The organism is Rhodococcus sp. NPDC003348 (genome assembly GCF_053589375.1).
The window spans coordinates 102,762-126,787 of sequence record NZ_JBSFRT010000012.1 but is presented as its reverse complement, the minus strand read 5'-3'; the positions used below and the strand labels follow the sequence as shown (position 1 = coordinate 126,787).

The 24,026-nt window shown below is 64.7% G+C and carries 20 protein-coding genes; 11 read left to right on the top strand and 9 right to left on the bottom strand.

From position 1 onward, the window contains the following. Positions 1-54 precede the first annotated feature (54 nt). Together ACWDU4_RS10905 and ACWDU4_RS10900 are read left to right on the top strand one after the other, a co-directional pair. On the top strand, positions 55-1,098 hold the full coding sequence (locus ACWDU4_RS10905; RefSeq protein ID WP_450113913.1) for an FAD-dependent oxidoreductase: 1,044 nt from the start codon (positions 55-57) through the stop codon (positions 1,096-1,098). A gap of 198 nt (positions 1,099-1,296) precedes the next feature. Next, positions 1,297-1,824 carry an acyl-CoA thioesterase gene (locus ACWDU4_RS10900; protein ID WP_450113912.1) on the top strand — a complete coding sequence of 176 codons (528 nt, stop codon included), beginning with the start codon at positions 1,297-1,299 and terminating at the stop codon, positions 1,822-1,824. A gap of 91 nt (positions 1,825-1,915) precedes the next feature. Here the strand turns inward: ACWDU4_RS10900 and ACWDU4_RS10895 are convergent, their stop codons facing one another. Both ACWDU4_RS10895 and ACWDU4_RS10890 read right to left on the bottom strand, forming a co-directional pair. After that, positions 1,916-2,806 (bottom strand): esterase/lipase family protein, encoded by an 891-nt coding sequence (locus tag ACWDU4_RS10895; protein ID WP_450113911.1) that lies wholly within the window; start codon positions 2,804-2,806, stop codon positions 1,916-1,918. A 30-nt stretch (positions 2,807-2,836) separates the two neighbouring features. After that, positions 2,837-3,484, bottom strand: coding sequence for a maleylpyruvate isomerase family mycothiol-dependent enzyme (locus tag ACWDU4_RS10890; RefSeq protein WP_450113910.1), 648 nt, complete (start codon positions 3,482-3,484; stop codon positions 2,837-2,839). A gap of 173 nt (positions 3,485-3,657) precedes the next feature. On the opposite strand from ACWDU4_RS10890, the gene ACWDU4_RS10885 reads away from it, so the two are divergent. Beyond that, positions 3,658-4,653, top strand: coding sequence for an NADAR domain-containing protein (locus tag ACWDU4_RS10885; protein ID WP_450113909.1), 996 nt, complete (start codon positions 3,658-3,660; stop codon positions 4,651-4,653). A gap of 78 nt (positions 4,654-4,731) precedes the next feature. Here the strand turns inward: ACWDU4_RS10885 and ACWDU4_RS10880 are convergent, their stop codons facing one another. Further along, the gene (locus ACWDU4_RS10880; RefSeq protein ID WP_450113908.1) at positions 4,732-5,532 is read right to left on the bottom strand and encodes a hypothetical protein; all 801 of its coding nucleotides are present in this window, start codon (positions 5,530-5,532) and stop codon (positions 4,732-4,734) included. 248 nt (positions 5,533-5,780) lie between these two features. On the opposite strand from ACWDU4_RS10880, the gene ACWDU4_RS10875 reads away from it, so the two are divergent. Beyond that, positions 5,781-6,623: a hypothetical protein gene (locus ACWDU4_RS10875; protein ID WP_450113907.1), complete on the top strand. Its 843-nt coding sequence runs from the start codon at positions 5,781-5,783 to the stop codon at positions 6,621-6,623. Positions 6,624-6,895: 272 nt separating this feature from the next. Beyond that, positions 6,896-7,441 carry a hypothetical protein gene (locus ACWDU4_RS10870; protein WP_450113906.1) on the top strand — a complete coding sequence of 182 codons (546 nt, stop codon included), beginning with the start codon at positions 6,896-6,898 and terminating at the stop codon, positions 7,439-7,441. Positions 7,442-7,773: 332 nt separating this feature from the next. On the opposite strand, the gene ACWDU4_RS10865 is transcribed toward ACWDU4_RS10870, so the two are convergent. From ACWDU4_RS10865 to ACWDU4_RS10845, 5 genes are all read right to left on the bottom strand, one after another. Further along, the gene (locus ACWDU4_RS10865; protein WP_450113905.1) at positions 7,774-7,941 is read right to left on the bottom strand and encodes a hypothetical protein; all 168 of its coding nucleotides are present in this window, start codon (positions 7,939-7,941) and stop codon (positions 7,774-7,776) included. A 512-nt stretch (positions 7,942-8,453) separates the two neighbouring features. Continuing rightward, positions 8,454-10,217, bottom strand: coding sequence for a hypothetical protein (locus tag ACWDU4_RS10860; RefSeq protein WP_450113904.1), 1,764 nt, complete (start codon positions 10,215-10,217; stop codon positions 8,454-8,456). Further along, entirely contained in the window at positions 10,214-11,185 is a 972-nt protein-coding gene (locus ACWDU4_RS10855; protein WP_450113903.1) for a hypothetical protein, read from the bottom strand. The genes ACWDU4_RS10860 and ACWDU4_RS10855 overlap by 4 nt, the downstream gene beginning before the upstream one ends. Positions 11,186-12,076: 891 nt before the next feature. Then, positions 12,077-13,174: a DUF4238 domain-containing protein gene (locus tag ACWDU4_RS10850; RefSeq protein ID WP_450113902.1), complete on the bottom strand. Its 1,098-nt coding sequence runs from the start codon at positions 13,172-13,174 to the stop codon at positions 12,077-12,079. Between the two features lie 154 nt (positions 13,175-13,328). After that, entirely contained in the window at positions 13,329-13,721 is a 393-nt protein-coding gene (locus ACWDU4_RS10845) for a hypothetical protein (protein WP_450113901.1), read from the bottom strand. A gap of 368 nt (positions 13,722-14,089) precedes the next feature. On the opposite strand from ACWDU4_RS10845, the gene ACWDU4_RS10840 reads away from it, so the two are divergent. The 6 genes from ACWDU4_RS10840 (at position 14,090) to ACWDU4_RS10815 (ending at position 21,969) form a co-directional block, all read left to right on the top strand. Further along, the gene (locus ACWDU4_RS10840) at positions 14,090-15,436 is read left to right on the top strand and encodes a hypothetical protein (RefSeq protein WP_450113900.1); all 1,347 of its coding nucleotides are present in this window, start codon (positions 14,090-14,092) and stop codon (positions 15,434-15,436) included. 247 nt (positions 15,437-15,683) lie between these two features. Next, entirely contained in the window at positions 15,684-16,040 is a 357-nt protein-coding gene (locus ACWDU4_RS10835) for a winged helix-turn-helix domain-containing protein (RefSeq protein ID WP_450113899.1), read from the top strand. A 112-nt stretch (positions 16,041-16,152) separates the two neighbouring features. Beyond that, on the top strand, positions 16,153-16,734 hold the full coding sequence (locus tag ACWDU4_RS10830; protein WP_450113898.1) for a hypothetical protein: 582 nt from the start codon (positions 16,153-16,155) through the stop codon (positions 16,732-16,734). Next, positions 16,734-18,311, top strand: coding sequence for an exonuclease domain-containing protein (locus ACWDU4_RS10825; RefSeq protein ID WP_450113897.1), 1,578 nt, complete (start codon positions 16,734-16,736; stop codon positions 18,309-18,311). Before ACWDU4_RS10830 ends, ACWDU4_RS10825 begins: the two co-directional genes overlap by 1 nt. A 167-nt stretch (positions 18,312-18,478) precedes the next feature. Further along, positions 18,479-19,456 carry an AAA family ATPase gene (locus tag ACWDU4_RS10820; protein WP_450113896.1) on the top strand — a complete coding sequence of 326 codons (978 nt, stop codon included), beginning with the start codon at positions 18,479-18,481 and terminating at the stop codon, positions 19,454-19,456. After that, positions 19,423-21,969 carry a S8 family peptidase gene (locus ACWDU4_RS10815; protein WP_450113895.1) on the top strand — a complete coding sequence of 849 codons (2,547 nt, stop codon included), beginning with the start codon at positions 19,423-19,425 and terminating at the stop codon, positions 21,967-21,969. The genes ACWDU4_RS10820 and ACWDU4_RS10815 overlap by 34 nt, the downstream gene beginning before the upstream one ends. Before the next feature lie 224 nt (positions 21,970-22,193). Here the strand turns inward: ACWDU4_RS10815 and ACWDU4_RS10810 are convergent, their stop codons facing one another. After that, positions 22,194-23,795 (bottom strand): hypothetical protein, encoded by a 1,602-nt coding sequence (locus ACWDU4_RS10810; RefSeq protein WP_450113894.1) that lies wholly within the window; start codon positions 23,793-23,795, stop codon positions 22,194-22,196. Between the last annotated feature and the right edge of the window lie 231 nt (positions 23,796-24,026).

Sequence of the window (24,026 nt, the reverse complement as noted above, 5' to 3'; positions counted from 1 at the left end):
GGGATTCACTACATCGGTAGTGTCGGGCACTACATCCGTAGTAACGTGGTTCTCATGCGAGGAACGGCGACGATCGTCGGCGGAGGCATCGGCGGCCTCACCGCGGCGAACCACCTGATTCGGGCCGGCTGGGAGGTACGCGTGCTGGAGCGATCCGATTCGCTCCCCTCCAGCGGCACCGCCCTCGGCATGTGGCCGCGGGCGCAGCACGCCCTCGACACCCTCGGTCTCGGCGACCGCATTCGCGCACTCGGCGTCGCGCAGACCTCCGGCGCGATCCTGCGCCCCGACGGATCCACCATCGCGCGACTGCGCGTCCCGGGCGGCGCGACCGTGCTGGTGTCGCGGCCGGCACTGCTGCGCACCCTCGCCGAACCGCTCCGCGCGGGCGTGCTCGAGCTTTCGACGACCGTCGACGGCATCCCCGCGGACACCGACGTCGTGATCGGCGCCGACGGGATCGGCAGCCGCACCCGGGACGCGCTGTTCGGCCCGCGCTACCGGGCCCGACCGCTGGGAATGAGCGCGTGGCGCGGGTGGGCGCCCGGCGAGGCCACGACAACCACCGAGACCTGGGACGCCGGCGCACTGTTCGGCATCACCCCGCGCGACGGCGGCCTGACCAACTTCTTCGCCGCGGTGCGCGTCGAACCCGGCTCACCCGACGGCGGAATCGCGTTCCTGCGCAACCGATTCGACGGCTGGCACGCCGCGGTCCGAGACGTGCTCGACCGGCTCGACCAATCCGCCCTGCTGCACCACGACCTGTACGAGTCCCCCGCCCTGCCGTCCTACGTGCGCGGCAACGTCGCACTGATCGGCGACGCGGCCCACGCGATGGCGCCCAACCTGGGACGCGGCGCCTGCGAGGCGATCGTCGACGCCGTCACCCTCGGCCGGGCCCTGACCGAGAGTCCCGACGTGCCCACCGCGCTGCGCCGCTACGACCGGGCCCGCCGTCGCCGGACGCGGGTGCTGGTGCGCGGATCGCGGGCGATGGGCAGGCTGGCGACGGCCGACTCGGGGCGGCGGATGCGGGACGCGGTCCTCGGAGCGGCCACGGGAACCCGGATGAAAAGGTCCGGAAACGACTACTGACCGCAGCGATTCGAGATCAGCTGCGGCCAGCGCTGACGTAACCATAGCGTGACCGGATCGTGACTTCGCCACATTGTGTCGAAGGTCACCGAGGACGCCCTTACCTCCCACCGATCCCCACTCGCCGGGGAGCCCGGGGCCGAGGCACGAACTCGTAGGCTGGAAGGGGTGCGGCCTGCGGAGATCCCGACGACCGCAATGAGCGAAAGGGCAATCGTGCAGGCGAAACCATGCCGCGAATCACGAGTCGTCAAGACCAGCAGGGTCTTTCCCAACGACGTGAACGATCACAACACGCTGTTCGGCGGAAGACTGATGAGCGACATCGACATGACCGCGTCGATCTCCGCGACCCGCCACAGCCGCGCATCCGTCGTGACCGCGTCGACGGACTCTGTGGCGTTCCTCGCACCCGTCCGGCCCTCGGACTCGGTGTGCCTCGAGTCGTACGTCACCTGGACCGGGCGCAGCTCCATGGAGGTGTTCGTGAAGGTGACCGCGGAGGATCTGCGCAGCGGCGACCGCCGTATCGCCGCCACCGCGTTCCTCACCTTCGTGGCAATCGACGACGCCGGATTGCCCACCCAGGTCCCCGAGGTGGTCCCGGAGTCCGACGAGGAACGCAAACTCAACGAGACCGGCGACGTGCGGGCACAGCACCGGCGCGCCCACCGCCAGCAGAGTCAGGAGATGGCCGCGTACCTCAGCACCAGCAGGCCGTGGTGAGGTACGCCGACTCGGCCTGACGTTCGAACACGCCCTCCAGCAGGCGAACACGCGACGACGCGGACCTGTGGCACTCGGGACCGTCGCGTGATCATTGCAGCTGCTCCAACACCCACTCGGCCGTCTGCGGGCTCGACCGCAGGCTCGAGTGGTCCACCGCCGGCGCCTCGGGGTAGACCTGTTCGAACAGCGTGTTCGTCACACCGGGTTCGGTGATGAACGAGCACGTCGGGGCGGGCGTGGCGATCTCGTCGCGCTCGGTGGCCATGACGGAGTAGTCGACGCCCGGTTGCGTGAGGGGTCCGTCGACGAACACCTTCGTGTACACCTCCGAGCCGGGCGCCAGTTGGAGGGCGACCGCCAGGTCCGGCGAGACGTGCCCGAGCAGCGGCGGCAGGAACGGCAGTGCCCGCACCACCTGCACTGGCGTGACGGGCGGATCGTCGATGCCGTATGCCGCGACGAAGCCCGCGCCGTCGCAGTCCCGGCCCTCCGGCGCCAGGAAGACAGCATGCGCCACGTTCCGCGCACCGCCGAGCACCTTCAGGTAGTAGTTCGAGACGACCGTGCCCGCCGAGTGCGCGACGAGATCGACCGCGTCGGCACCCGTGGCGGCCTGTACCGACGCGATGAACTCCGCGAGCTGGGCGGCCTCGTCGGGGATGTTGCCCGCCCATCGTCGGCCGTCCACCACACCGCCCTGGAACAGCAGGGTGCACGCACCCGATCCGCGCAGCGCCGAGGTCATCGTCGCCCACTGGTCCGCGGTCTCGGACGTGCCTCCGTCGGCGCCGGGCAGCACGATCACCGGGCGTGGATGTTCGGCGGTGGGGCGGCAGTCGATCGGAGGAGGCACCGCCTCACCCGGGGGTGGCACGACCGGGTCGACCGATCCGGTGGCGGGCGCCGCCTGCGCGGCCGCCCCCGTGGTCACGGCCAGCCCGATGATCAACGCCCCGAGTACGCCCGCGCGTCCGCCCATGTCCCCTGCCTCCCTGTCCCCTTCGGCCGGTTACCGACCGGATGTCGGGTCGTGTCCGGGCGCCATGCGTGCCCGCAGGAGGCCGACTCCGTCGCCCTCCAACTCGTCGAGCACCGACGCCCTGCCGACCATCGCCAGTGCCAGTACCTCCGACTTCCCACGGACCTCGGGCCCGCTGCCGCTCGCCCACGCGAGGTCGGTCGCGGCGAACCGCAGGCCGCGGGTGAACCGGCGGGGCCGGGCGAACGGATCGGGTCGATCGAGGACCAGGCGCAGCCGCTCCGGGTCGATCGTTCGCGGGAGTCCGAGCGGGCGCCGGATGTCCTGCTGGTGCACGACGTGATCGGCGAGGGTCAGGCGCGGCGCGTACCGGGCGAACCAACTCGAAGCCGCCGAATCCGCAAGCTGCTCGACAAGGGCATCGGTCGCCACGTCGCCGTGGGTGACGACGTAGGACTCGTTGACGCGATCGGCCGATCGATTACGCAGTGCCGCAAGGAAATAGCGAGGCATGGTGACCGAGTCCATCGACAGGTGCGTGGCAACGTCACGCACCGACCACCGTCCGCACAGCGACTGCGTCGACCACTGGTCGGGACCGAGCGTCCGCAACAACGCGACCAGTTCGTCCCGTTCGGCCCGGATGTGCCCCCTCACGTCCATGCCGTTCCGATCCACCGCATCCACCCCCGTTGTCGCAATCTCCCCTGAGGGCCGAGTTTTCCACAGACCGATGCTCGTCGGCACCCGGAACACGGCAGTGCGAAGGCCCGGCGAAAGCGCAGTCGCCTCGACGAGGACGAACACCATCCCCCATTCTGGTAGTCGTTGACCACCACCACGGAGCCGCAGTGACGAGCAAGACGACACCCGATGCGTTGACGGCGCTCGACGTCGTCGACCTCGGCGCGCACCCGGACTGGCCGCTGCACCTGCGCCGGCCGGTGCCGATCGAGTGGGCGGGCCGCACCTGGCCGACCCCCGAGCACGCGTTCGCCGCCTCCCACACCACGTCGACGATCGCCTGGGACCGCATCGCCGACCCCGACACCAGCAGCGCGGCCGCGCACCGCATCGGCACCGGCGCCGTCCGCCGCGACGACTGGCCGACCGCCCGGTTCACGGTGCTCCGCGAGATCGTCGCCGCCATGACCGACGACCTGGTCGTCGCGGCGGCCCTCGCGGCGACCGGTGACGCACTGCTCGTCGCCGCCGGACCCGACAAGCTGTGGGGCCGAAACCGCGACCGGGGCTACAAGACTCCGATCGGCCGAAATGAGCTCGGCCGCACCTGGATGCGGCAACGCGCCGTCGCCCGGGGCGATGCCACGGACCGTTGGGTCCGCGCCGCGGTGACCGGACACCGCGACCACCTGCTGCGGGAGCCCGGCACGGCCGAGTGGGTGCAGGGCGAAATGGCCCGTCTGGCAGGCAAACTCGCCGCCGACCATGGCACGCAGATCGCGATCAGCGGCTTCGCAACCGGCGCGGACCTGTGGTGGGCCGACGCCGCCACCGACGCCGGCCTGTCACTGTGGGCGTACCAGCCCCACCCGGAGCAGACCGTCGGCCGGCCACCCGAGCAGGTCGCCGAACATCAACGGCTGCTGGCGATCGCGAGGCGCCGGGTGATGGTGGGCGGCCGACCGGACAAGCAGGTCTTCCGCGCACACAACGCGCTGATGCTCTCCGACGCGGACGTGGTCATCGCCGTGCGAGATCCGCGCATCCCCGGCGGAGGCACCGTCGCCGCGCTGCGCGAGCTCGCGGCACGGCGGCCCGTGATCACGATCGACGTCACCACCCGGGTCACGACGATCGCCCGCGCCGACCCGCTGTTCGCCTGACCCGCTCGGCGTCGCGGGCAGTCCGGTGGCGAAATCCATCCATCACCAGTGCCTCTCGTCGATCGGTCGGGGCTCGGGTCAGGAGCCGCCGAGCGGAGTGGTCAACTCGATGTCCCCCTTCGTGCACTGCGTTCCGTACCCCACCTCGCGTGACCGCGCGGCCGTCGGGCTCGCACAGGTCCAGCCGTCGAACTCGCGGATGTTCGCATTGCCGTAGTCCCCGGGCGGAAGCCCGCGATAGGTGTCGAGCACGTCCAGTGCATCGGCGCAGGAGATCGCGCCGGTCACGACCGTCACCAATCGCCGACCGGTCGCTGCCCCACACAGGGATCCGGGCGCCGCCGGGGTCGTGCCGTCGGTGTAGTGGTCCATCGGTGCGAATGCCGTGGTGACGGGAGCAGTCGAGGTGGGTGCGCTCGGGGGAGCCGCCGGGCTCGACACCTGCGGACCGGCCAACGTCAACTTTCCGTCGACGAATCGCGCCGCGCTCGGACCGACAGTGCAGTCGAATCCCCCGGGGACGGCGGTACAGGTCGCGTCATCGACGGTCAGGCGCGAATTCACCGCGAGCAGCGCTGCCCCGGGCGGGCCGCCCTCGGTGATCGTGGGATAGGAGCCCTGACCGGTGAGCACCACCGTGTTCGGCGGCCCACTGAACGGCGCAGCAGTGACGTCGGGGGTTCCGTCGGGAAAGGTCACCGAGCAGTACACCGAGGTTCCGGCGCCGGACGAGCCCTGGACGATCACACATTCCCGCCTGGGGGACCCGGCGACGTGGAAGCGGTACCGCCCGGATCCGCTGTCGTACAGGGCGGGATCGACGTCGACAACGGGATCCGACGGCGCCTGTGTGACAGTGGAATTCGGCGTCGTGGTCATTGTGGTTGCGGTCTCCGCGGAGGTCGAGTCCGTGCCGCACGCAGCCAGCATGGCCACGCAGGCAACCGCCAGTACCCCCCGGATGACCGTTGTAATCGGTCGTTGCACGTGTTCATGAAACCACGGCTGCAACGGCCCACTCGTCACCCGCGCGCGAAGCGCTGACGCCGCAGGGTGGTCGATGACTCCCCGGCACGCCTCCCGGCAATCCCTGGTCAGCCGTGAGATCGCGGTGCCAAGATCTACGTGTGGACTTCGACAGCACCGCCGACGAACTCTACGGGGTCGAGCCGTCCGAGTTCGTCGCTGCTCGAGGCGCCGCAGTGGCGAGCGCCAAGGCCGCGGGCGACAAGGCTCTGGCGAAGGAACTGGCGGGCCTGCGCAAACCCACCACGACCGGGTGGGCGCTCAACCTGCTCGTCCGGGACCACCCGGAGGGCGTCGCTCGACTGCTCGATCTCGGCTCCACGCTGCGCGCGGCGCAGCAGGCGCTGCGCGGTGAGGAGTTGCGCTCGCTGACCGCCCAGCGTGCGGCGGTGCTGTCGGCACTGACGGACCGCGCGGCCGCCGCGGCCAGGGAGCGCGGCCGTGAGCTGACCGAGATCGTGCTGCGCGAGGTCGGGCAGTCGCTGTCTGCGGCACTCGCCGACCCCGAGATCGGCGCCGATCTGCGGAGCGGACGAATGCTCGGTGCGGTGTCCTACAGCGGTTTCGGGCCCGCATTGATCGCTGCGGTACCCACACCAACGGAACCGACGACGGCCGAAACCGAGCCGGAGCCGGCCCTCGGCCCGCGAAGCACACCACCAAGGCCGACGATCGACCGACACGCGACGAAGCACGCGAAGCGGAGCGACGCGAGGCCCGCGAAGCCGCTCGCAGTGCGGCCCTCGACCGAGTTGCCCAGGACGAAGAGGCGGCGCGCGAGGCGAATTCGGCGCTCGAGAAGGCGGCAGAACGGGCGAAAGCGGCGAATCGAAATGTGCAGGAGCTACGGGAAGAGCTGTCGCGGGCCGAGCACGAGTCGCGGTTCGCCGACTCAACCCTCCGCACCGCAGAAAAGGCGGCCCGGCACGCGGACACGCAGCTGACTCGGGCCCGGGAGATCGCTGCCGAGTTCGACTCCTGACGGCGCGCAGATTCTGCTCCCATTCGAGGTCGATCGCTGGTGCGGGCGGCGTAACATGCGCCCGGTCGCCGAACGGTGGCAGTGGTCTCGACGGGGTGAGGAAACACGATGGTCGAACGTCCGGAGCAGGTCGGTGTCGGGCGAGCCAGAGGCTCGAAATACACGCCACTCGCGGCCTGCCTGCTCGCTACCGGGATCGTGCTGGGGAGCACGGGAGTTGCAGGGGCCGAGGCCATGTCGAGTTCGTCCTCCGCGCTGGACGTGGAATGGGAAGCCTCGTGGGCGGCATACGAGTTCGAGAAGAGCCTGCCCGACTCGGCACTCGCGACCGTGAACGTCACCCTGCCGGTCACCATCGACGCACCCATCGATCGGGTGTTCCCGGTGTATTCGAACTTCACCAACGGTATCGGTCGGCATCCCTTCCTGCGCGAGGTCCTCGACCGCCGCAAGTACACCGACAACGGTGCCGAGGTCTGGGAGTTCATCGCCCTCGAGGACATCCCGGCCGGCTCGGTGTCGATCCCGGGACGCACCGTCGGGCAGCAGCGGACGTACGCCGCCGATCACTGGTACAGCACCGACACCTGGGATGCGCCCGGCGTGATCACCCACCAGGAGGTCACCTTCGCCGAGGATGGCGGCGCGACCACGGTCACCGAGCACCTGACGTTCTCGGCGCCGGCGATGCTGATCGACTACACAGTGAAGAACGGTGTGTCGTCGCACATCGAGAACCAGCAGGCCATGAAGCGCGACATCGAGAACGGCACGCTCTAGACACCGGTCGCAAAACCCCTGTGCACATACCTCTTCTGGCGTGCACAGGGGTTTCGTGCGTCGAATCACCCTGTGCGTGCCGCAACGGCCGTGTGCACAGTCGATCACGGCCGAGCCCATTGGGCTTGCCTCAGCCCGCTGGGGTGCTGTTGGGGGTCGAGCCGGTCGATCGGTTCCGCGAAGGGCACGCCGACGGCGTCCGGGTTGTCGAGCCACAAGTGGGTGTCGGCCCAGGCCTCCGCAGCGTGGTTGTAGGGCGGGGTCTCGAGCAGAGCGCGGCCCGCGGCCAACGATACGGGTGTGAAGTTCCAGGAGGCGGAGGCGAGGGTGAGCTAGCGCAGGGTCCGGTCGTCGGGTTGCGCGGTGTAGCGGGCCGCCGCCTCGTCGACACCCGGGATGGAGTGGCTGCGACCGTAATGCGCGAAGGTGGCCCGCCAACCTGCGTGCGGGGCACTGCTGATCAGAATCATCCCGACCACGTGGTGGTCGAGTTCGGGCACGGTCAACGACACCTTCTGAGGCGCAGCAGGAGCTGGGGCCTCCCGCGGTCGCAGTCATGGCCGATCAGCGGTCGCGGAGACCACCGCGTGCGATGACGAACCGCCCTCTGGATGCATGGCCACCCGCCAACGAAAACGAGGTCACGAACCCGACTGGGTTCGTGACCTCGTTCTGCGCAGTTCGTGGAACTGCTCTCTGTGTGTGGTTCGCGTTTTGACGTCGCGCCCGGTATCGAGAATTGTGGTCCAGGGCGTTTCGTCCGAGATTCCAGAAAGTTTGCGGCCTCAGTAGGCGATCCGGCGTCCCCTGCGCAGGGCCCTGAGTGCGCCGCGGTCGCGTCGCCGGCAACCGGCTGACCTCGTTGATGGGGCCGATGCTTGCGGCTCGTCGCCGGCTCGTGAAGCACTTCGCGCTCCGGCGGGCATGGATTTCCAGACAGTTTCCGCTGCTCGAGACGTGCCTGGGCGGGCCGACCCCGAAGGTGGGTTCGGCCCGCCCGTGGCAGGAGACGTCAGGTCCGCGCCGGCATCCGAACCGGTTCGTGCCCGAGATCCGCGGTGAGCTGCCGCCACCGGATGTCCATCGATTCGGTACGCACCGCGGACGGATCGAAGCTCGCCTGAATCCGGAGATTCGTCGCAGCCACCGCCAACGCCAGGATGATCTTGATCATCGGCTCACGGCGCGGTCCCCATTTCAACGCCTGGATCCCCGTAACGTACGGCGACTTGAGCAGGCTGAACCGCTGCTCGGTGAGCGCTCGCGCGGCTTCGAAGTACAGGGCGTGTTCCCAACTGCCGGGGACGAGGTTCCACTGCGCCAACCGCAGCTGCTTCTCGGTGTAGGCCACGGTGACGGTCGACTTGGTGCAGCACCGGTAGCGATCGGCCGACCAGGTGGGCTGGGCTTCCTGGACCCCGACAGGAATCTGGGTGGTCGAGTCCGGTTTCAGTTTGCAGCGCAACCTCCCCATCGCCGCCGGACACACGAACTCCTGGGTCACGGCCATCTGCTGCTCTTGGCCGAGCCCGGGACGTCCGCGGGTGACTCGGCGGCGCTTCGGTCGGGAGTTTGTCCCCATCAGGAACGGATACAGTCGCCGCAGCCGGTCGTCGTGGAGCCGGAAGTCCTTGTTCTCGAGCAGGCGGCGGGTCTCGGGAACGCCGTGTGCCTGGATGTAGTCGACGACCGCGGGGCAGTAGAACGCGCCGGCGATCTGGATCGGCCCGGGATCGGGGTCGTCGCTCGGGAACGGGTGCGCTGCGGGGAACTGCAGGTTCCACCCTTTCGGATAGCGCGCGACCGGTGAGTACTGGTGATCGAGCAGGAGGTCGGCGAAGCCTCGTTTCGGGTTGTATCCCATGTCGACGACGAAGTGCGGCCAGCGGGCCCGACTCGACTTGCGGGCCGCGAGGCCGTTCTCGTGCATGCCTTCCATCGCGACCCGCACGGCCTCGACGTTTGCCGATGTCGGTTCCCGGACCGCGATGCCGACGATGACCGGTGCCACGGCGTGCACTGCCTGTGGTGGGCCGACTCGGGAGATTGCGGTCAAGCCGATGCCGAACCCGGTCTTGCTGGACTCGATCGGCATCCGCTCGGTGCGGATTTCGCCGGTCTGTTTGTCCCGCTTGTAGTACTTGCCGCAGTACGCTGCGGCGCGGTGTTTGTCTGGCCTGCTTCCGAGGCCGGCGCTCGGGCCGGCGAGGTCGAAGATGCTCTCATCGGCCACCAGATCTCCGCAGTAGCCGTTCGGGGTCCTCTCCTCCACGGATGCCGCGACGATTCTGTTCAAGAGAGTATCGATGCGCTGTACCGCAAGCATCGCCCTCTCCCGTGCGTCGGCCGTGCGTGCGGCGATCATGGCCTTGTGGTTCTCGTTGGTCACCCGGTGCGCCGGAAGATCCGCTCCTGGGTCGAGGGGTTCGAGGCGGCGATCGAGCCAGCCGTGGAATTTCCTGTATTCGCTGCGGATGTTGTGTCGGATCGGTGTCAGGTCTTGACCCGCCATGCCAACAGCGGCGAGTTGATCGGCGTCGAACTCGGCGAGGGTAGCGAGGATACCCGCGTAGGAGGGCGGGGTGCATTCGATGATCCGCAGCATCAGCGCCAGCAGCACTGCGCGAATGGTGTAGGCGATTCCGCCCGGAGTCCGACCCCCAGGCAGGCGGTCCTCGTCGTAGAACGCTTCGACCATCTGGGCCGCGCCAGACCGGTCGATCACGTTGAGGGCGTCGGCGATACGGGCGTGCCGATCACGGAGCAGGCTGATCATCGGATCGCCTCCGACATCGTCTCGAGTATGTACTCGAGCCCGTAGACCGGTAGACGGCGATGGTCCGAAATAACCCTCAAATCAATGACATCGGCGAGTTGGAGCACGATCGCCGCCGGGAGCCGCTCGGCCGTCTCCAGCATCCAGCGATGTCGGAGCGCGAGCGGATTGAAGCCCCGATGGCCCAGCTCTCGCAGGGACTCGGCAACTCGGTTGATCTCGTTGCGGTGGGTGACCGCCTTGGTCGGGGCCAAGACCAGTCCGGCTCCGGCGTAATCCGACAGCGCCGCCAGGCGCTCGACCAGTGCGGGGTCGAATACCGGCACCGTCCGTACACCGCCCGCGTTGTTGCGCAGATCGACCAACGCCACCGTCCGGTCCTGCCACTTCCGTGTGGTGATCGCACTGCCACACAGGTAGCGAAAGTCCGCCCGGCGAGCACCCGCACCCCAACACAGGTCGACAACGGTCTGCAGCCGCCTGCCCTTGACCCCCGACAGGGTCGGAACGAGAGCAAGCAGACGCTCAATCTCGGAGGTTTCTGCCGGTGGAACGTGCTTCGGCCTGGGCGCCGTTGCTCTCGCCTTACGCGGGAACTCCCCAGGATGCAGCAGCCGACCAGCGGCGTAGAGCATCCACATGAACGAACTCAACGACTGCGATCCGAACTCGAGCTGCTCCGCGCCGTAGCGGTCGACGTTCGCCCGCCGCAACGCCGCACGCGGATCGAACCGGCCGGTCACCGCCGCCTCCGCCGCCAGGTACCTGGCGATCATCTGCGTCACCGCCACCTCGGTCCCCCAAGTGCCCTCGGGCATCTGGCATCGCAATGCAGCCCCGAACTTCACTGCCTCTGCGCCGAGGACCCTGTCGCGGGTGCGGACCTTCACCCGCTCCACAAGTCGATCGAACCGTTCGTTCGACCCTGTCTCGGGGATCATCTTCTGCAGCTCCCGATCACGGACCACCTCAATACCCCTTTTTCGGGGTGATCGCCTTGCGAGGCGGCGTGAACGATTCACGCTTCTCCGCCGTTACCTCCTGCGGCTGCTCCTCCGAGACCGCGGGTGTGAGAGCCCGAAATCTAGCCATCACCACACCTCCTCGGCCGCGACGACACGGCGTGGGTCGTTGACACAGGGATGCGGGCACGTTGAAATAGACATCAAGAACTCCTCATGTGCGTGGGGATTCTTTCCAGACTCTTGGTCTGGTCCGAGGAGCCGGGTTGCCGCCCGGCTCTTCGACGTTTCTGGTGGCGATGTTCGTCGCCGACGGCTATGTCATCTCATACATCTCCTACGTTCAGGTAGGCCGCGATGGCATCGGCGCCAACTCGTGAGACAGTCTGGCCACGCTCGCCGGCGGCCGTGAACAGTTGTGCCGCAACCGAAAAAGGCAGTCGCAGTTCGACTCTCACACGTTCTGAGGGGTTTCGCGGAAGCCGGCGTCGACCACCGAACTCCGCCTCGGGAACCGTGTCATCGGCCATCTTCGTCTCCCGTCGAATCCCGGGCCATCCCGGTACCCACCGGCACCACTGACCATGGGAGCACAACCGCGCCAACGTTTCACGGACTCTTGACTGGTCTGCTGGCGATACGGGTTCCGTTCTTCAGCGCATTACCCGGGTAATACGGGTATCGCGTGTAGCGCGTGAATTACACGAGCCACGGGCACTGCTGACGACGCCCCTACCTGCAGGAATCTGGGTGCAACTCCATCCGCGCGGCCGACCGATCCCACACCGATGGCGTGTGCGCCTGCAGAGCGACCGCGATCCGGTGCGACGCGAGCGATCGGGTGAGGGCAGTCGAATTCACCTGTCTGGTTGGGCGTGTCATGTCTCGCTGAGACCACTATCCGGCGTACCACCGAGGAACGGGCCAGTCAGGAGCTGCTGACACATCGGCGGCCCACCGCGGGCGCGGAGTTGCCTCCTGCAGCATGTGCTGCAACGCCTGCGCATCCCCGAGGTTGCGGGTCTGCTCGTCGTCCAGCTCGGCCACAACGGGGCGCGGGGGCACCGCAATGTTCAGCGCGATGTCGTCGCCCGGGCGCTCGAATGCCGTCTTGGTCGCTGCTGCAACTATTTCCGTGTTGATACTCAAAGTGTCGACAGCGTCAAGCTTGTACGGACCCCGGTGGTGTAGCCCAGGCCGGAGCATGACCAGGAGGCAGTGCGGTCCGACGGGATACATCACCGCGGCGCTGTTCTTCGCCCCAATCGAGGCCGACCGGGGCAGGGGTGGTCCGGCGAGGAAGACCACCGGATCGTCACAAGTGACGAGCGGAGACGCGGTCCGGTAGACCGCCCATTCTCGCTCGTCCATAGGGCCAGCGAGTGCGTTACGCACATCCGCGATCATCAGATCGAGCGCCTCATGCTTCGGATGGTCCTGCCGCCGATTCATCGACTCCTCGATCTGCGCAGGAGTCCAGTGCGGGTTCGCCTTCCTCAGGAACAGACGCTTGGCAGAGTCAGGTCCCTTGACCAGCGCAAGTGCCCGCTGTCGATTGCTGACCGTCCGACTGACCTGCAATCCCAGGAACACCGACAGATCTCGCTTCAACGCAGCATCAGATACAACGCCTGCTCCCCACGCGGTGAGTGCGTCCAGATGACTGGCACATTCGGATTCGATTCGCCCCAAATGGGTTTCGATCCACTTCAGCGGCAGGTCCACCGTGCCATCGACAGCGGGGAGACTGTAGAACTCATTTTGGCATGCAATGTTTTTCGTCGCCTGAGCCGGCCGAGCCTGCCGAGAGTCGACTTCGATTGGCTGGACTCTTCCATCAATAGCCCACCGCTTGAGGTACATCTGCGGGACGTGGTGGTGCTTCTTCCCCTGCTCTGCGTGACCAATGCGGCGTGACTCCTCGACGAAATCCTCCTCGAGCCAGGGGTGCTCGAACCGCATGGTCGCGATCAGGGTCGTGATGTCGGGCAGCATGCGCCGCAGTGTAGAAACTGGGTCTGACAGCCGCCTCCGAGGAATTGCCGTCCTATCCGTCCACGCGGTCGCCGTGAGGAGGAGCCGGATGAACTCCGCTCCGACAACCGGACACTGGTGACCTGCAGTCACATCACAAATCGTCCGGTCCCGGTCACGCGTTTCCGGCGAAGTGACGCGCCGCGGACAGGACCCGGGGGCCGACATCCGAAACATCGCCTTCCCGCAGCAACAACGCCGGCGGCCGATCGTCGAGGATCGGGTTGAGCCCCTGGAACCAGGTTTGCGCGACCTGCGGTTCGTCACTCGCAGTGATCAGCCGCGCTGCACGGTAGGCGATGCGGAATCGCTCGACGTCGCTCTCGTCATCGATAGGCCGAGTTCCCTCGGCCCATTCCCGGACGATCCGGGTCGACCGAACCTTGCCGAGGTAGGCCACCAGTGTGGCGCCGAGCAGTTCGCGCAACGCCGCGACGAGCTCGGGCGTGGTCATTCGCGCCGTAACCGACGATGCAGCGAGATCGGGTCGCGGATGGGACGTCGGCATTCCGGTCCTCCCGTGGTCACGCTCGGCGAGGACCCCACTGTATCGGGGGTGCACCTCCTCCGCCCGTGGGAATTGTTCCCATGCCGACGTCGACGATCCACCGGACACCGACTGGGACGACGCTTCAGACCCGCCGCTGTGGGCAGGCACTCCTGTCCATAGGGTCTTCACCCCCCAAGCTCTGAGGCATCTCCCTGTCGAACCCCGGCCTGCGCGGGAGACCGGGGCCGGCCAAAGCGGGCACGAGTCCTGAACAGCCCTACGCCTCCATCGGATGACGTCAAGATGTCAGCCAGACCGGAGGAAGTCCCTCCGAGCATCACGAAGAACTGGGAGACCTGATGGGGCGTTCGCCCGACCATCTGACCGTGGCGCAATACGACCTGCTGAAATGGGTCGCCGACGGATGCCCCGATGGCGTGCACGACGGGACCTCACATCGTGTCTCGGCACGCAGCCTGCACAACCGAGGATTGATACAGGTGGCGGGAAAGAGCAAGACCTGGACCGCGAAGATCACCCCGCAGGGCACGCAAGTCCTTCAGGAGCAGACCACACGCGTCGAGTCCGTGCGTCAGCGTGAACGACAGGAATCGCAAGCCCGGGCCGAGCGAGAACGTGAACAGCAGCTACTCCGGGCACGCGCCATCGAGGTACTGGATGCCGTCGTCGCCGCGGGCGGACGACTCGAACTCGGGGCTGACATCAACGACCGTGACATCGAGCAGATCGAGAGATTCCTGGCCCGCGAAGGACTGCTTCCCGTAGGCCAACGACTGACCCATGAGCCCACCCGAATGGATCCAACCCTCGGCGTCACCGCCTACCTCGAGCCGGATTTCACGGCGCTGACACCTCTGCGGGTCTTCACGGTTCCCCGACAACTGCGTGACCCCCATCCAGCTGTGATCGCTTTCCAGGACAAGCGCGCGTACGTGTCCAGAAGGCAAATTCCGCGCACAGCCAGGCTCCTGCAGGCAATCGTGTCCGCGGCAACCGAGATGGGATGGAAGGCCTCCCAGGCCCGCAACGCCTACACGGGCCTCAGAGAGACAATCCCCGATCTCGCACTCAAGCTGCCCTCGTCCGAGGTGGTCGTCACCCTCCGTGAACTCGACCAACGCAGCAGGACCGGTTTCGCCTTCACCACAGGCACCGACTACTACACCCGAGTCCAGACCACGACCGCGAACAGGGACTTCCAGGCCTCCGGCAGACTGGACCTCACTCTGACCAAGCCATGGGAACAACACCCGATCCTGAACCTGTATGACACCGACGAAGCCACTCTCGAAGAGCAACTCCCCGCCTTCATCCAGCACCTCGAGGTATCCGAAGCCAAAGCTCATTGGGCACGAGAAGAGGACGCACGCCGCGCGGAGATCCGCAAGGTCCGCTGGCACGAGGTCAGAAAGGAAGCGTTTGCCGCGCTCACCCAGCAACGCAATGCCGAGAAGCTGCGCGACGAACTGGCGCGGCGTGACGCTGCCGCAGCCATGCGGGAGTATGCCAACGAGATCGATGCCGCCGCAGCTCAATCCACAGACCTCGACTCCGAAGACGCACACGACTGGGCCAACTGGATCCGCCAACACGCCGAAGCGACAGATCCGCTCAACGGGCCGCTTTGCATCGTGCAGGTATCTTCCTGCAGCCACGACGAACTTCAACCGCACATGAAGGGTTGGAGCACGTACGGACCCCATCGGCCGTAGGCAACCACGGTGATGGCTGGACATCCGGAAGGCCCCGCGTTCAACGGTTTACACCACGCAAAAGGAGTCGGTCGACGAGACAGCACCGGCCCCACGAGTTCGGCGTACCGTTGACCTTCACATCAGGTCAGGAGGCCGCCGCACGACGCACGACAACGCGAACGCCTCACTTCTCCGGGCCACCGCTCGCCGATGTCTCGCCTAAATCGACTTCAACCGCGCGACCGTCCGCGCGTTCCACGACGGCATGACGGTATCCCAGATCGACGCGCTCGTCGGCACCCATTCCGAGGCGACTACCCACCAGATCCCGCGCTGGTACTCCGAGGATCCGTCCCTCCTCAACGAATCACCCACCGAGGTGATCGACCAGCGGGCTGCCGGCTTCATCGGGGACACGGCGATGATGAACAGACTCCTGAGCTGGTCCTACTCATTCGGTCACTCGCTCATCATCGACGGCGTCGCCACCGATGCGTACACCAGCGGCGACTGGGATGAGATCGAGAGGGCCTACTACTGCCGCCGCATCTCTGACGACGAGCTCGCCAAGCTCTTCGTACAGAACGAGTCCCATCTCCGACGGTCTGCCCAGATGCGGTGAGGGCAACAGCCAAGCTCGGCGCGCAGCCGATGTCGGCGACACCGCTGGATCCTCGCAATTGCCAAAGCCGCGTCGTAACGTTACGACACCATCATCACGACAGGTAGGGACAATGCTCGGATTCGCAATCGTTGACCGACAGCACGATGCCGGCGCAACGGCCGTCTGGCTCACCTCCAAGGAGGGTGCCCGAGTCAGGAATACCAACGCCGTGGTCATCCAGCACGATGACGAGACCTACAACTCCAAGATCCAGGCACTCGTCGCCTACCGTGCCGTCGTGCTAACCGAGGGGACAGCTGCGCCTGTCGAATTCGCCCACTCGCTCAACGTCAGCGACTTCACCAAGCTGATCGACGAAACGACAGCCCACCAGGAGAGAATCCTCCAGGCCATCGCTGAACATAGGGCACGAACGCGCAACCGGAATCTCGTCATGCCAGAGTTCCCGTCGGCACCCACCCTTGGCGAGGCCAAGCACGACGAGCCCGCCCAACGGGCCCTCAGCGTCGCCAACTATGTCGGGAACGTGTGGGCAGCATGGTTGTCTACCGAGGAACAACGCGTCCGGCGTACCGGCGATCCTCGTGGCGGGGCCAACGGCGGCATCATGACGGACGAGCTGGCGAGTCCAACAATTGCTGACTTTCCCCCGGAGTTCGAAGCGCTGGTGAAGCCCGAGCAGGTTCCGTAATGCTCGACTACACCGCCCTCGACTTCGAGACCGCGAATTCGTACCGGGGCTCGCCTTGCTCGGTCGGCCTTGTCCGCGTCCGTGACGGGGTTCCGGTCGAGGAACGCCACTGGCTTATGCGTCCCCCTGCCAGTGTCGACCACTTCGACGGCTTCAACACTGCACTTCATGGCATCACGCCCGAGATGGTGGCGGATCAGCCCCGCTGGAGCGAGTTGCTACCCGCTGCCGTTGACTTTATCGGCGACGATGTGGTCGTTGCACACAACGCCGGGTTCGACATTGGTGTCATCCGATACGCCTGCGCGGTCGACAACATCGAGTGGCCCGAGCTGCGGTTCCTCTGCACAATGGTGCTCGCACGCCGCGCCCTATCGCTCCCGACCTACCGCCTGCCCTACGTGGTCGAAGCGCTCGGCGAGGCCGCCATTGAACACCACAATGCCCTGTCCGATGCCCACGGTGTCGTCCGTGTAATTCGTGGACTCGCCACCGCCAAGGGTGCGGTAAACCTCGACGAACTCGCAGGATCGGTCGGCGTAAGCATCGGCCGCATGACCTCAGGTAGGTACACCGGCAGCGTTGCAGTTTCGAAAGGCGGTGGCGCCAACCTCGTTCAACCCGACCTCAACCCGAATGCGGATCCCGACGGGTACCTCTACGGACGTGTTGTGGTGTTCACCGGGACTCTCATGTCGATGACTCGCCAAATCGCGTGGGATGAGTGTGCCCGCGTTGGCGCAGTTGCCGGCAAGTCAACAACAAAGCAGACCAACGTCCTAGTAGTCGGCGACATCAACCCCGCAGTCCTACAACCCGGCTCGAACGTAACCGGTAAAGCCCGCAAAGCGTTCGAACTTCAAGAGAAGGGTCAGGACATCGAGGTCATGACGGAGGACGACTTCCTTCGGTGCCTCGAAGGGAAGGCCATCGACAGCCCTGATGCACTCTTGTCGAACGACGATCGAGGCCGCGGTGTAACTGCCACTCCGCCCGGCCGTCTTCGAAAGGTCCCGCTCGCTGAGCGCCCAAAACCCAAACAGCAGAAGCCCCCGCGCCCTTTGCGGAGAGACCCGATCACCACCACACAGGCATGCTCAGCTGACGGCTGCACCAACACAGCGGCGTTCAAAACACGCACCAAACCGACTTGGTGCGAGCAGCACATCATCGAGCAACAACACCTTGGTGGGCTCACACCACTCGAGCCGTTTACCCGCCCCGACGATTGGCAACTGACCGAATGCCTGACATGCACGGTGCAGGCGCACTACAGATTCGTGTACACGCTCGACAAGAACAAGTACGGAGAAGCGACCTGCCGCGCTTGTTACTGGCGACAGTGGGCAGCTGAGTCCGGGCGGGCACAGGGTCCATGGGCAAGAGAGGAGCCAGTCCCATACGAGAAGGCCAAAGCACACGCAGAAGAGCACGGGTTCGAATACCTCGGTCCTCTGACTGCGCCGTCACTACCCGACGACCCACACCGCACTCGCTGCCGTAGATGCGGAAGGATCAGCGCCGAACGCCTTGGCGATATCTCATTTGGCTGCTCAACCTGCAAGCCCACTGCCTAGCTATTGGCAGCCATACCACCTCGGGACGGGGCGGCCAACGCCACGCCGTGGGACCTTCAGAGGTGCGTGACCATGCCTCAACCTTGGTATTGCGCCCTGCATTTCTGACCTGAGTGGACCACCGTAGACTCTGCCTTGATACTCCTGCGGAACATGATCGGAGACCTATGGCTCGGGCTGACTTGCTCCTCGCATTAGTGCAGTCCGGAGCGGGAGGCGACGATCTTGCTTTCCGTCGTGCTGCCGAAGCCCTCATCGCGGAGGAAGAGAACAAGAAGCACGGTGTTCTCGCGTCCCAGCTTACGGACGCGTTACGGCGTAAGCGACCTAACGCTGGCTCCAACGTCACCACGCTTAGCCGAAATGAGGAGACGCGGGGACTATTTCATGAACAAGAACCCGATCGGCGCGTCGCCGAGCTCGTATTACCTACCCAAGTTCGCGAATCAATCAATCAACTTGTCGAGGAACACCTCCGGCGAGACCTTCTTCGCAGCCACGGGGTGGAACCCCGCCACCGACTGTTACTCGTAGGGCCCCCGGGAGGGGGTAAAACGTCCCTCGCAGAGGCAATCGCGACCGAACTCGCCGTACCTCTCCTGAGAGTTCGTTACGAGGGTCTGATCGGTAGCTACCTCGGTGAGACCGCATCACGACTCGAATCGCTGTTCGATGCCGTTCGGGTTCGTCCGAGCGTGCTGTTCTTTGACGAGTTCGATGTCGTCGCGAAAGAGCGCGGAGACACCCACGAGACTGGTGAAATCAAACGAGTGGTCAGCTCACTCCTTCTCCAAGTCGACCGGCTACCGAGTCACGTCGTCGTCATCGCGGCGACCAACCACCCGGAACTTCTCGACAGAGCGGTATGGCGCCGGATGCAACTGCGGTTGACGCTGCCCCCGCCCACGAGGGCAGGCAAGATCGAGTGGCTACAGGCATGGTCGGCAAGGACCCGAATCGATTTCGGGCTCACGGCGCGGACCGTCGCCGATCGCCTAGGCCAAGTCAGTTTCGCTGAGTTGGAGGAGTTCGCGCTCGACGTCCAACGCCGGGTGATTCTCTCCGGCCCCGAACCCGAACCAGCAGCAGTGACCCAACAGCTCCTCAAGCAATGGGCAGCACGCGCGAGTTCCAGCGAGCGATGACCACGCCAAACGGGAAGGCCTCGACATCGAGGCCTGTGATCTTGGGTGCACTTGCGGCGCCGCGGAGTATTCCCGCCAGGCGGGGCGGCGGCAGACGGGCGCGCTTCACTGACCCCGACGAACGCGCACGACGAATTGATGAGCGCTTCCAGGAGGCTGTCGCAGCTCTCGGTGAACAGATCCAGCTGTCTGAATCCATCCAAGCTGCCGATCCCCAGCTCGTTCTAGTACTTGAGGCATTAGACGAACAGATCGACCTTACCTCCGTCGCTGACAAGATTGGCCTGGAGCTTCTAGTCGAAGCCGAGGGCGTGGTCGAGCCTAACGCCGAGTACGAATTAACGAGCGAAAAGCCTCAAAACCCATACATAACCTCATGCCTCCACGCAACCTGCATGAACCAGGCTGCGTTCAACCGCCTGCTTTCGCTTTGGAACCAATGGAAGGATAATCGAGCACTACCTTATGGTTATTCCAAGCTTCGGGACCTTTTCGAACACCTAAAAGACGTCCGTCCATGGGGCCCCCAGGACCGATTGAAGATGATCGACTGGGATGAATATTTCGAAGGACAAATCACCGATCAACCGCTCGCTGTGGAGATCGAGCTTTGGTACCGCAGGAGCGCCGTCGCACGGACGCAAAGTCAGCGGGACGTGACAACTCTCGTCGAGCAAGCCGGTGGTCAGGTACATACCGTGGCGGTTGTCGAGCAAATCGGCTATCACGGGCTGAAATGCACCGTTCCTACGGGCGTCGTCCGAGAACTTGCGTCCGGAAACTACGAAGCAGTCCGCATGGTCAGCTCCGCCGACGTTATGTACCTGAAGGTCACGGGTCAAGCCATTCCACCTGGCGGGGAGCCCGCCGAAGCGTCCGGGTCCCCAGATAGCCCACTGCCTGCTGGGAGTCCGGTCGCCTGCCTACTTGACGGAGTGCCCGCCCCCAACCACCCGTTGCTCCAGGACCGAGTGACCGTTCACGATCCCGACGATCTCCTTGGGACAGTCGGGGATATCGACGAGCTAAAACACGGAACCTGGATGGCATCTGCGGCCGTTTGGGGGGACCTTAATGCTGGAGAGCCCGCCCTCACACGGCCGATTATGGTTCGACCAATTCTCGCCCCATCGACCGAGACCGTGAATCGCAGCGAAGAGGTCCCCGGATCCGAACTAACTCCCGACCTGATGCGGCGTGTGTTCAGGGAACTCTTCGATGGTGAGAACGGCCAACCACCTGCCGGCGAGCAAATCGCGATCATCAATCTCTCCGTCGGCGATCCCGCATCACCGTTCGACTCCATTCTGTCGTCCTGGGCACGCATGCTTGACTGGCTCAGCTATGAATACGGCGTTCTCGTCGTAATCTCCGCTGGAAACCACTCGGGCCTACCACTTACCACGACCGACTCCCGCGAGATCGCCGGGCTAACCGGAGAGGGACGAAGAAAGGCAATCCTCGATGCACAACACCGGCAACAGAACAACCGCCGGCTCCTTGCACCAGCCGAATCCATCAATGCCTTGACCGTCGGGGCAGCGCACACTGATGCCTCCAACGCTTCCCCTGCGGGCTACGTGGTCGACCCAACGGATGGGTTACTCAGCATCAGTCCCATCTCCCCCACGGGAAGCGGGTACCGAAGGAGCGTCAAACCGGATCTGACTGCACCGGGAGGTCGTGTCGTCTTTCGCGATACACCGATTGCGTCATCCAGCCTCAGTTTCATTGGCGTTTCTCCTGTAGGACCCGGAGTCCGAGTTGCAACGCCGAAACAGTCCAAGGAAACCCATATCGTGGGAACCAGCCCCGCGGCAGCGTTGGTAACCCGGCAGGCAGTCCGACTTTACGATGTAGTAGAAGAGATCACATCGGACCAAACGGTCACACGACGACAGCGCGCGTGCGCCATCAAAGCGCTTCTCGTTCACGGAACAGAGTTGCCTGCCCAGTCCACCTACCAACCTCTAGAACCTGAAACTGCGTTCGGCAATGGCATCATCGCTCGCAACTATGCGGACGGATGCGCTACCAATGAAGCAGTCCTGGTTTTCATCGGATCAATCAGCGCCACACAGGAAGTCGAAATATCTGTTCCCCTGCCCGATGGGCTTGGCGTCGTCGGCACCAAGCGTATCGAAGCCACTTTGGCGTGGCTGAGCCCCGTGAACTGGCGTCACCGTCAATACCGCAAAGCGGCACTATCCTTTGTAAAGCCAGCTGGTGCAATCCCTAAACTTGATTCGCCGTCCGGGCTTCCTTCCCTCGCCACGACGCGCGGTGCCACAACTGTCCAACGGCAGTGCTTTGAGCTTGAGAAAGCCATCGGCTCCGGTCAAGGATCCGACTTGACTCTCCGAGTCAAGTGCTACGAACAAGCAGGTGGACTCGCAGGGGAGAAGATCGATTTCGCTGTAGCCATCTCACTATGGACTGCACCGACCCTGGGGGTTGACGTGTACAGCCAGGTAAGGGCCCAAGTCCAGGCACGCGTGCCGATTCGGCCATAGCGGCCCAACCGGCAGAACATTTGGTAAAACGCGAGTCAAGTCACCGAACTGCAATTACTTACCCAGAAGCGAGCCGAATCAGGGGCGATCTCTCACTCGGCTAGATTTCTGTTCGCACGAGGCTGTAAATCAACACTAAGAAACACTGTCCAGTGGCCACCAGGGCACCGAACCAGAAGATCTTCCAGACCCCAAGTGCCCCTTTGTAATTACACTGAAAAACTTCAGTACAGCTTGAGTCCGACGTGGTCAACGATGAGCCTACGATTCTGGTGGTCGAGCGCGAAATGAATCCGACCCACATGAGAGGGTGGCGCGTAATCACGGACCTTGACGTGCGGGGTTCGATTATAGGTTTCGCCGTCGTAGTCGAAATCCCTTATTCTTGAGTTCTTTTCGATGGTGTCATCCTGAAGAGCCACCTTGAGATCAAACTCATCCCTCATCCAGGTATCAAGATGTGGATAGGTTCGGTCGCTGCCGTCATAGAGTTTGACCGCGACGCGAGCGAGCTTGGTCAGGCTCTCGGCAATCTCCTCCGGGAAGGGATACCTGCTCCTTTTCCATGAAAGTGCCGCTCGATTGGTGAACACAATGTGACCTGAACCAGCGTCTTCAAGGTGAAGGAAGAGGTTCTCTGCACTTGAGGCATCACCTGTATGAAGTCCAGGAAGGGTTGCCCAAGGGTCCTTTTCGGCGGCCACGACGTCATTCGGGACGATGCTTGCATGTAACGCAACTTTGAGTTGTTCAATCTCGGCCTTGAGGACGGGAACCATCTCGGCTGCGGATTGGAAGCCCTCCGCACGCTCCTCCTCGTCGGTCGCGAGTTGCTGCCATTCGTTGGCGCTCGCGCGTGCAGAAGCGAGCTCGTCTTGCAGCGCTTCGATCTGAGCACTGGAGTCACCTTCGGCCAGCGCGTAAACGGTCCGTGCTCGCGCGTCCCGATCTTGTAGAGCAACCTCTGCCCGACGTGCTTCCCGATAGGCACGATCTAATCCACGCGCTAGAACCGACGTCGGCGCAAGCAGACGCATCAGGTGTGCCCGCAGCATGTCTGAGTTCTCGGAGTTCACAACAAGCTCGTCGAAGGGAACGGTCGACGCTGATGGATCACTCCATACCAATCGTGCGCCGGCAAACGGAGGCGCGTACCCAGGCAGTTCAGCATTAAGAACCCGCGAGGCTCGGTAGTCGAGGGTTACCACACGAACGAGGCCAACCAACTTGGCCGCGGCTTGCCGAGCTCCTGCTAGTGCGGAAAGGGTCCGCGTATGGACGAGAAGGATTGGAAGACGGGAAGGTTTTCGTATGGCCTCAGCCAGTGTGCTTACCTCGGCATCAGTTCGGACCTGCAAGTAGCGGCCGTCCTGAACTTGGCCGCTGATTGCCAACACAATCCGGCTCTCGTCAAGAAGCGAACGAATGACGCCTGGCTGCCGAAGATCCACAGGCGGCGTTGGTGAAAGCCAGGTAGGAGAACTCTCCCGTGCCATCGACACGCGAACCGTTGTCACAGTGTCCACCCGCCCTAGTGTTAGGCGGGTAACGAACACGGAACCCGATTCCTGGTTCTCGTCCCGGATCTCAACTCGGATCGCCGTCGCATCTTCCGTACCAATGACATCCCAGATTGCTGTGCGCGGCGTCCCGGACTTGTTGGGCTTCAGGTCGAGACAACCGCTTGCTTCCAGCAAAGGCTGATGGACGTCATGGCCTGCGGCGAAGGCAAGCCATGACGCGACGCTACCCAACGCCGTCGAGTACAGATCGACTGCGGAATCCCGCGGTCGGACCGCGAATTCTACAACGTATAGAACCTGCATCGTTCCCCCTTGCCCTGCGTCCGATGCTGAGCACCGTACTGCCTCACAGACGTCGCCTCGATCGGAGTGGACCTTCTGTGGGCGACACTGCCAAACACCTGGCCTAAAGGCACCGTTTGTCGGCGCAGAATTGCCGTCTCAACCTCGACACACTCGATGAGGTTGAAGGACCCTCATTCCGCGACCGCGATTCGGGGAACCGTCTCGGGCCTGTCTCGGTCGAACCCCACG